Here is an 8,045-nt window from a genome sequence, read left to right on the forward strand (position 1 = left end):
CAATATGCCGAGGCCGGGCTCGACGCCGACCATATCGTCAATACCGTCCTCAAAACATTGCGGTGGAACCAGACCGGCGCGGTCGAGGAACGTCTGCGTTCATGAAGCCATTGCTGCTTGCCCCGGTTGCCTTGTTCCTGCTTTCCGCCGCTGCGCCGTCCGAACCGGCGCGCGGCGTCTTGACCGTCGACGTCGGCAACGTCCGCGCGGCGACCGGGCTGGTGCAGGTCGATGTCTGCCCGGAGGCGAAATTCCTCAAGGAGGATTGCCCCTGGTCGGGCAATGCGCGCGCGCGGCTCGGCACCACGCGGGTGACGATCGGCAATTTGCCGCCGGGCCATTATGCCGTGCAGGCCTATCTCGACGAGAATAGCAACGGCAAGGTCGACCGCGGGCTGTTCGGCATCCCCAAGGAGGGGATCGGTTTCTCGAACGACGCCAAGATCCGCCTCGGGCCGCCGAAATTCGCCGAAGCGGCATTCGCTTTCAACGGCCATAGCCATACGATCGCCTTCCAGCTGCGGTATTTCATGGGTGCGAAAGGGCCACCTGCGCGGTGATGCAACGCTCCCCGGTGGCCGGCCTTGTCGCGGCGAGCGTGCGGCGCCCGTGGCTGACGATCGTCGGCGCGGTGATACTGGCGGCGCTGGCGCTGGTCGTCGTGGCCGACCGGTTCGCGATGACCACCGACACCGCTGCGCTGATCTCCCCCGATGTCGACTGGCGGCGGCAGGAACGCGCGATGGAAGCCGCCTTCCCGCAGCTGACCGATGCGATGCTGATCATGATCGACGGCGCGACCCCCGAACTCGCCGAAGACGGCGCCGCGCGGCTTGAAGCGCGGCTCGCTGAGGACAAGGCGCATTTCCGCCGCGTCACCCGCCCCGACGGCGGCGACTATTTCGCGCGTCAGGGGCTGTTGTTCGGCAGCGAAAAGGAGGTGCGCGACGCCACCGCGGCGTTGGTCGAGGCGCAGCCGATGCTCGGCCCGCTCGCCGCCGATCCCAGCCTGCGCGGCGTCGCCGGCGCGCTCTCGACGATGGCTGACGGCGTCGCGGCCGGGCAGGTGTCGCTCGATCGCATCGACAAGCCGATCCGCGCACTGGCCGACGCCACCGATGGCGCGCTGCGCGGCCACCCGGCGCCCTTTTCGTGGCAGCGACTGTTCGCAAGCAGCGGCGGCGCGCTCGCGCCGCCGACACGCCGGCTCTTGCTGGTCCAGCCGGTGCTCGATCATAGCGCGCTGATGCCCGGCGAGGCGGCGACCGATGCGGTGCACGCCGCCGCCGGCGCACTGGGGCTCGATGCGGCGCGCGGCGTCCGCGTCCAGCTCACCGGCGAGGTGCCGCTGGCGGATCAGGAATTCGCCAGCCTGCAAGAGAATATCGGGCTGGTCGGTGCGGTGATGCTCGCGGCGATGCTGATCACGCTTTGGTTCGCGACGCGATCGGTGCGGCTGGTCGCGGCGATCCTGATCACGATCGTGCTCGGGCTGATCCTGACGATGGCGGCGGGGCTGCTCGCGGTCGGGCGGTTCAACGTGATCTCGGTCGCCTTCATCCCGTTGTTCGTCGGACTGGGGGTCGATTTCGGCATCCAATTGTGCGTCCGCTACAATGCCGAACGCGTCGAGGGTGCGGCGCCCGACGCAGCGATGCAGCAGGCGGCGGTCGCGCTGGGCGCGCCGCTGACACTGGCGGCGGGCGCGATCTTCCTCGGCTTCGGCGCGTTCCTGCCGACCGATTATATCGGCATCGCCGAACTCGGGCTGATCGCCGGAATCGGGATGGTGATCGCGCTGGCGCTGAGCGCGACCTTGCTCCCCGCTCTGGTGATCGTCTTCCGCCCCGATCGGCCGCGCGGCGAGGTCGGGATCGCCGCGCTCGCGCCGGTCGATCGGCTGCTCGAGCGTCGCCGCGGCGCGGTGCTCTGGGCATTCGTCGCGGCACTGATCGTCAGCATCGCGTTGCTGCCCTGGGCGTCGTTCGACTTCAACCCGCTCCATCTGCGCGATCCGAAGGCGCCATCGATGCGCGCGCTCGCCGATCTGACCCGCGACCCCGATCGCACCCCGAACACGATCGACGTCCTCGCGCGCAGTACGAACGAAGCGCAGGTGCTGACCCGCAAGCTCGCCGCGCTGCCCGAGGTGGCGCATGTTGTCTCGCTCGATAGCTTCGTCCCCGATGATCAGCCGGCCAAGCTGGCGCTGATCCAGGACGCCGCGCTGCTGCTCGACGTGACGATCAACCCGCTCGATATCGCCGCGCCGCCGAGCGACGCCGAAATGGTCGCCGCGCTCACGCAAAGCGCCGCGCGGCTGCGCGAGATTTCCGCCGGCAACCAGACGCAAGGCGCGCGCGACGCGCAACGCCTCGCGTCATTGTTCGACCAGCTGGCGCAGGCCGCGCCCGCCAAACGCGCGGCGCTCAACGCAGCGCTCGCCAAGCCGCTCGGGGTGATGCTCGATCAGGTCCGCACCGCGTTGCAGGCTGCACCCGTGACGCGCGCCGATCTGCCCGCCGATCTGGTGCGTAGCTGGGTCGCGCCCGATGGGCGGGTGCGGCTGCAGGTCTTCCCCAAAGGCGACAGCAACGACAATCGCGTCATCACCCGCTTCCGCGATGCGGTGGCCGGGGTGACGCCGGCGATTTCCGGCTTGCCGGTCGGCACGCAGGCGGCGGCGGGGACGATCGCCGGCGCGTTTGTCCGCGCCGGGATTCTCGCCTTCCTGCTGGTCAGCGTGCTGCTGTTCGCGGTGCTGCGCGACGTGCGCGAGGTGGCGTTCACGCTGGCACCGGTGGTGTTGTCGATCTTCCTGACGCTGGGAAGCTGCGTGCTGATCGGGCAGCCGATCAACTTCGCCAATATCATCGCCTTCCCGCTGCTGTTCGGGGTCGGGGTCGCCTTCCATATCTATTTCGTGATGGCATGGCGCGCCGGAGCGACCGGGCTGCTGCAATCGAGCCTGGCGCGCGCGGTGCTGTTCAGTGCGTTCGCCACCGGCACCGCGTTCGGCAGCCTGTGGCTGTCGCATCATCCGGGGACCGCGAGCATGGGCGAAATCCTCATGATCTCGCTGATCTGGACGCTGATCTGCGCGCTGATCTTCGAACCCGCGCTGCTGGGGCCGCCGAAAGGATCGAGCGGGATGCGATCAAACAGGCAAAGTTCACAAAGTTCACACGAGTGACCGGCGGGTCGAATCCTGGATTTCGAAAAATTATATCGATATTACAATCAATTATATTGAATCCCCTCACCCCGGCACAAGCCCCGGGGTGACGGCTCACATTACTCACCCCGCGCGAGCTGACGCGCCTCACCGAGCTGCCACGCGAGCAGCGTCGGCACCCCGATCGCCAGATCGCGCGCGCGCTTCGCCAGCGACAAGGCCAGCGCGCTCTCCGGCGGCAGGCCGAACAATGGCCCGGCGAGCGCATAGGCCGCCTCCTGCACCCCCAATGCGCCGGGAATGAAGAAGGCGACGCTGCGCAAGGTGAAGATCAGGCTTTCGAGCGACAGCATGTCGAGCAGCGAGATCGGCACCCCCATCAGCCGCAGCACCAGCCAAGCCCCCGCCCCGCTCGCCACCCACGCCGCGAGGTTGAACCCGAAGGCGAGAGCGACGCGCCCGCGCCGCGCGTAAATCCCCGCCAGCTCGGCACGGATATCTTCCAGCGCGCCGCGCCCCGCCGGGACGAAACGCCCCGCGATCCGCGCGGTCAGGTCGAGCGCGGTGCGTTGCCCGGCGAAAAAGGCGAGGATGATCGTCACCATCACCGCCGTCCCGCCGAGGATCGGCCCGCGCAGCGCCACCGCCGCGCCGTCGCCGATCAGCAGCGAGGCCATCAGCGCCAGCCCGAACAAGGTGTAGGCGAGCTGCGCCGCCATCTCGGTCGTCATATCGACCACCAAAGAGCCGTAGACCCGCGGCATCGGGATACGCGCGACGGTCAGCGTCCGCGCGCCGATCACCACCCCGCCGAGCTGCGAGAAGGGCAACAGGTCCGACACCGCCTCGCGCACCATCCGCGCCCAGGAAAATAGCCCAAGCCGCCCCAGCATTTCCCCCGGCGCGGCGGCAAGCCATGCGGCGCCGAGCAGCACGAAGGTGCCGAGCGACCAGCCGCAGAACAGCAGGAACCCGCCAACGCCGATGCGCCGCGCGACCGACACCACATCGGCAAAACCGGTCGCGCCGAAGGTCCAGACCGCGACCGCCAGCCCGGCGACCGTCGCCAGCAGCAGGCCGGCCCGCGCGAAACCGTTCAGGCGGCCGCTCCCGCCGGCTTCGGCTTTTTCATGAATTTGAGCGCGAGCCGCATCATCGCCGGCACGAAGCGCGGGCGAATCAGCCGCTGGTCGTAAGGTGCCAGCCGGCGATCGTTCTCCGACAGGCAGATGCTGGCGAGTTCGGGGAAGGTCACCTCCACCCCCAGCTCCTTCGAGCCGTTGAGGGTGAAATTATTCTCCTGCGCCTTGGTGTTGTCGCCCATGCCCTTGGCCATGTCGATCCGTTCCCAGATCAGGAACAGCCACACCACGATCACCTTGGCCTCGAAATAGGGCCGGCGCCACCACGGCATGTTGCGCCGCCACCACGCCACCCAGTTGACGAAGAACAGGATATGCCGCCCCTCCTCACGCATGACGGGCTCGAACGTGTCGATCAGCTCGGGCGGGAAGAAGCCGGTATCCTTGGCAAGCTTGAACAGCCCGAAGCCGAAGAAGCTGTCGATACATTCCGAATAGCCCGAGCGCATGAAGGCCCATTCGGCGTCCTTGGGCTTGATATAATCGGGTTCGGGCTCGAGCTGGATGCCATAGGATTGCACCATATCGGCGAGCACCACCTTGTGGCGGCGCTCCTCGAACGCGTCCATCTCGACCGCGGACTTGAGCAGCGGATCGCGCACCGTTTCGCCGAACGTCTTGACGAACAGCCCGGTGCGTCCCTCGGTCTGCACCGCCATATCCCAGATCGGCAGCGAGACGATCTTGTCGCGCGTCGCGGGCTCCAGCTCGGGCCAGTCGATCAGCGCGGGGCGATAGGGATCGTGCGTATCGAGCAGCATCCGGCTGAACAGCATCAGATGCTCGGGGCTGCCGAGCCGCACCGGCCCGACCGGGAGCGGCGCCTTGCTGTCGAACTCTCCCCAATCGGGCACGAGATTCATTACTTTACCTCAAGCGAAATCGGCAAAACGGCCGAGCGCGATCCTCTCGCGCGTAATCAGCGACGGCGCAAGCGCATCGGTCAGCGCGGCGAGTTCGCCGGGATAATCATAGCCGGGCGCGGCGCCGGGATAAGGGCCGGTCGCGGGGTGGGTGTAGATTTCGCTCAGCCCGTCGGGGAGATGGTCGAGCAACCCCCGCACCCGCGCTGCTGTCATCGCGCCGGACCAGGCGAGACCGAAGACGTTATCGGGCACGGCCATCCCCACCGCGCGCATCCGCCGGCGCACCAGCCTGGCCCAGATCGTCTCGATCCGCGGGCCGGATGCGCCGCCCTCGATCGCGTTGAGAATGGCGCGATCCTCGATCGGGGCGCGGATCGACTTCATCCCGAAGCGCCGCCCGACCCTGAGGATCGTCCCCGCGATCGTCGGATGCAGGTGATAATGTTTGTGCGCATTGACGTGATCGAGCGGCAGCCCGGTCGCGGCAAAGGCGGCGAATTGCGCCTCGACCTCGGCGGCGAGCTGGCGCCGCGCGGCGGGGGAAGCGAAGATCCGCGCCCCGGTCCGCGCCATATCGGTGCGGAAATTGCCGTCCGGCGCGACCAGCGCGGGCAAACGCTCGGGAGGCAGCATCGGCCGCCCCTCGACCAGCACGATATGGAGGCCAACCCCCAGCGTCGGCATCACGCGCGCCCGCGCCACCGCATCCGCCGCGGCATCGCCCGCGACCATCAGGCTGGCGGCGGTGAGGATGCCGTGGCGGTGCGCCTGCTCAACCGCGGTGTTGACCTCGATCGACGCGCCGAAATCGTCGGCGGTGACGACGAGCCTTTTCACTTTTGCGCTGCGGTCACCCGCGTTCCTTCTCCCGTCATTCCCGCGCAGGCGGGAATCCATTGACGCTGCGGGCGCGATTCCATCGCAAAGCTCAGCGTGAATGGATCCCCGCCTTCGCGGGGATGACGACGTGGCGGGCGGAGGATCACGCCGCTTCCTTGCGCCGCCGCAGGAAGTCGAAGAACTCCACGCCTTCGCGCAGCCGGCGCTTCATCATGTCGAAATCGCGCAGCATCTCGCCGACGATCGACCCGATCTTGCGCGGGCGGAAGTAGAAGCGTTTGTAGAATTCCTCGACCTTGTCGAAGATCACGCTCGCCGGCAAATGCGGATAGCTCAATTGCGCGATCTGGTTGCCGCCGTCGGTCAGCAGATGATCGCTGCCGTCGAACCAGCCGTTTTCGGTCGCCTGCTTATAGAGAAAGGTCCCCGGATAAGGCGCCGCCAGCGACACCTGGATCGTGTGCGGATTGATTTCCTTGGCATATTCGATCGTTTCCTCGATCGTCTCCAGCGTCTCGCCGGGCAGGCCGAGGATGAAGGTGCCGTGGATCACGATGCCGAGCTCGTGGCAATCCTTGGTGAATTGCCGCGCGACATCGACGCGCAGCCCCTTCTTGATATTGTGCAGGATCTTCTGGTTGCCGCTTTCATAGCCGACGAGCAGCAGCCGCAGCCCGTTGGCCTTGAGCACCTCCAGCGTCTTGCGCGGCACATTGGCCTTGGCGTTGCAGCTCCACGATACCGGGAAGCCCGGCTTGCCGAAGCCGAGCGCCCCCAGCGCGCGCGCCAGTTCCTCGACGCGCTCGTGATTGTCGGTCAGCGTATCGTCGTCGAAGAAGATCTCCTTGGTCTGGGGGATCTCCTTCAGGATGTACTGCACTTCCTCGATCACCTTGGGGACCGAGCGATAGCGGTAATTGTGCCCGCTGATCGTCTGCGGCCACAGGCAGAAGGTGCAGCGGCTCTTGCACCCGCGCCCGGTGTAGAAGCTGACATAGGGGTGGCGCAGATAGCCGCCGAAATATTTCTCGATCGTCAGGTCGCGCTTGTAGACCGGCGAGACCATCGGAAGGACGTCCATGTCCTCGATCGGCGCGCGATCCTTGTTGCGGATGAACGCGCCGTCGGGCGCGCGCCAGGTGATCCCGTCGACCTCGGCGAGCGGCTTGCCCTCGGCGATGTCGAGGATCGTGAAATCATATTCCTCGCGCGCGACGAAATCGACGTGCTCGCTCGCGGCAAGGCTCTTGTCAGGCTCGACCGCGACCTTGGCGCCGACGAAGCCGACCAGTGCCTTGGGGTTGCGCGCCTTGATCAGCGCGGCGGTGCGGATGTCCTGATTGAAGCTCGGCGTCGAGGTGTGGAGGATGACAAGCTCCTTGCCGTCCACCTCATGCGCGATGTCTTCCCAGCTCTGGTCGTGCGCGGGCGCATCGATCAGCCGCGATCCGGCGACCATCGCCGCGGGCTGCGCCAGCCAGGTGGGATACCAGAAGCTGCGCACCTCGCGCTTCATCTGGTAGCGCGCGCCGGCGCCGCCGTCATAACCGTCGAACGACGGGGCCTGCATAAACAGTGTACGCAACGTCATGGGAGGGGGATCTCCGGTTCGGCCGCGATCCGGCCGTGTTTCTCCATTTTAAGCGTTGCGCCGCGCCAATCAACCGATCGTACCCCGAGGCTCGCGACAAATACCGCGAACGTCAGGCAATCGCGTATCGGCAGCAGCCACAACGATGCAGTGCGCGTGCCCGCGCGCCGATCGGCGACGTAGGCCACGCCAAGCCGCGACACCAGCGCAAAGGCGGCCGCCGCCAGCCCCCAGCGCGGTTGACACACGATATCGCACAAGGCGAGCGGCAGCGGCATGCCGATCACCCCCAGCATATAGGCGCCGGGCACCACATCGCGCACCGTCGCCCCCCAGCGCAGTTCGTGGCGCCACAATTCGCCGAAATTGCGCTCGGCCGAGGCATGGGTGACGAGCATCGGCGGGACCGTCACCAATGGGCCGCGCGCGGC

7 protein-coding genes are annotated in these 8,045 nt (G+C 67.1%); 2 read left to right on the plus strand and 5 right to left on the minus strand.

Annotated features, from left to right (window positions below; all coding sequences use genetic code 11):
* Positions 1-101: 101 nt before the first annotated feature.
* Both BGN95_RS00840 and hpnN read left to right on the plus strand, forming a co-directional pair.
* Positions 102-560: a DUF2141 domain-containing protein gene (locus BGN95_RS00840; RefSeq protein WP_179512207.1), complete on the plus strand. Its 459-nt coding sequence runs from the start codon at positions 102-104 to the stop codon at positions 558-560.
* Positions 560-3,193 carry a hopanoid transporter HpnN gene (gene hpnN / locus BGN95_RS00845; protein WP_286771348.1) on the plus strand — a complete coding sequence of 878 codons (2,634 nt, stop codon included), beginning with the start codon at positions 560-562 and terminating at the stop codon, positions 3,191-3,193. Before BGN95_RS00840 ends, hpnN begins: the two co-directional genes overlap by 1 nt.
* 101 nt (positions 3,194-3,294) lie before the next feature.
* On the opposite strand, the gene BGN95_RS00850 is transcribed toward hpnN, so the two are convergent.
* The 5 genes from BGN95_RS00850 to BGN95_RS00870 all read right to left on the minus strand — a co-directional run bounded on the left by BGN95_RS00850 (position 3,295) and on the right by BGN95_RS00870 (position 8,027).
* Positions 3,295-4,311 carry a lysylphosphatidylglycerol synthase domain-containing protein gene (locus tag BGN95_RS00850; RefSeq protein WP_353744650.1) on the minus strand — a complete coding sequence of 339 codons (1,017 nt, stop codon included), beginning with the start codon at positions 4,309-4,311 and terminating at the stop codon, positions 3,295-3,297.
* A complete protein-coding gene (locus BGN95_RS00855; RefSeq protein WP_265271858.1) occupies positions 4,272-5,180 on the minus strand; it encodes a ferritin-like domain-containing protein in 909 nt (302 codons plus the stop codon). Before BGN95_RS00855 ends, BGN95_RS00850 begins: the two co-directional genes overlap by 40 nt.
* 9 nt (positions 5,181-5,189) lie before the next feature.
* Positions 5,190-6,020: a hopanoid biosynthesis-associated protein HpnK gene (gene hpnK / locus BGN95_RS00860; protein WP_286771339.1), complete on the minus strand. Its 831-nt coding sequence runs from the start codon at positions 6,018-6,020 to the stop codon at positions 5,190-5,192.
* A gap of 145 nt (positions 6,021-6,165) precedes the next feature.
* Positions 6,166-7,614: a hopanoid biosynthesis associated radical SAM protein HpnJ gene (hpnJ, locus tag BGN95_RS00865; RefSeq protein ID WP_179512210.1), complete on the minus strand. Its 1,449-nt coding sequence runs from the start codon at positions 7,612-7,614 to the stop codon at positions 6,166-6,168.
* Positions 7,611-8,027: a glycosyltransferase gene (locus BGN95_RS00870; protein ID WP_286771350.1), complete on the minus strand. Its 417-nt coding sequence runs from the start codon at positions 8,025-8,027 to the stop codon at positions 7,611-7,613. The genes hpnJ and BGN95_RS00870 overlap by 4 nt, the downstream gene beginning before the upstream one ends.
* Between the last annotated feature and the right edge of the window lie 18 nt (positions 8,028-8,045).

The sequence above is a fragment of the Sphingomonas sp. 66-10 genome (assembly GCF_001897045.1).
GTDB lineage: Bacteria > Pseudomonadota > Alphaproteobacteria > Sphingomonadales > Sphingomonadaceae > Sphingomonas > Sphingomonas lycopersici.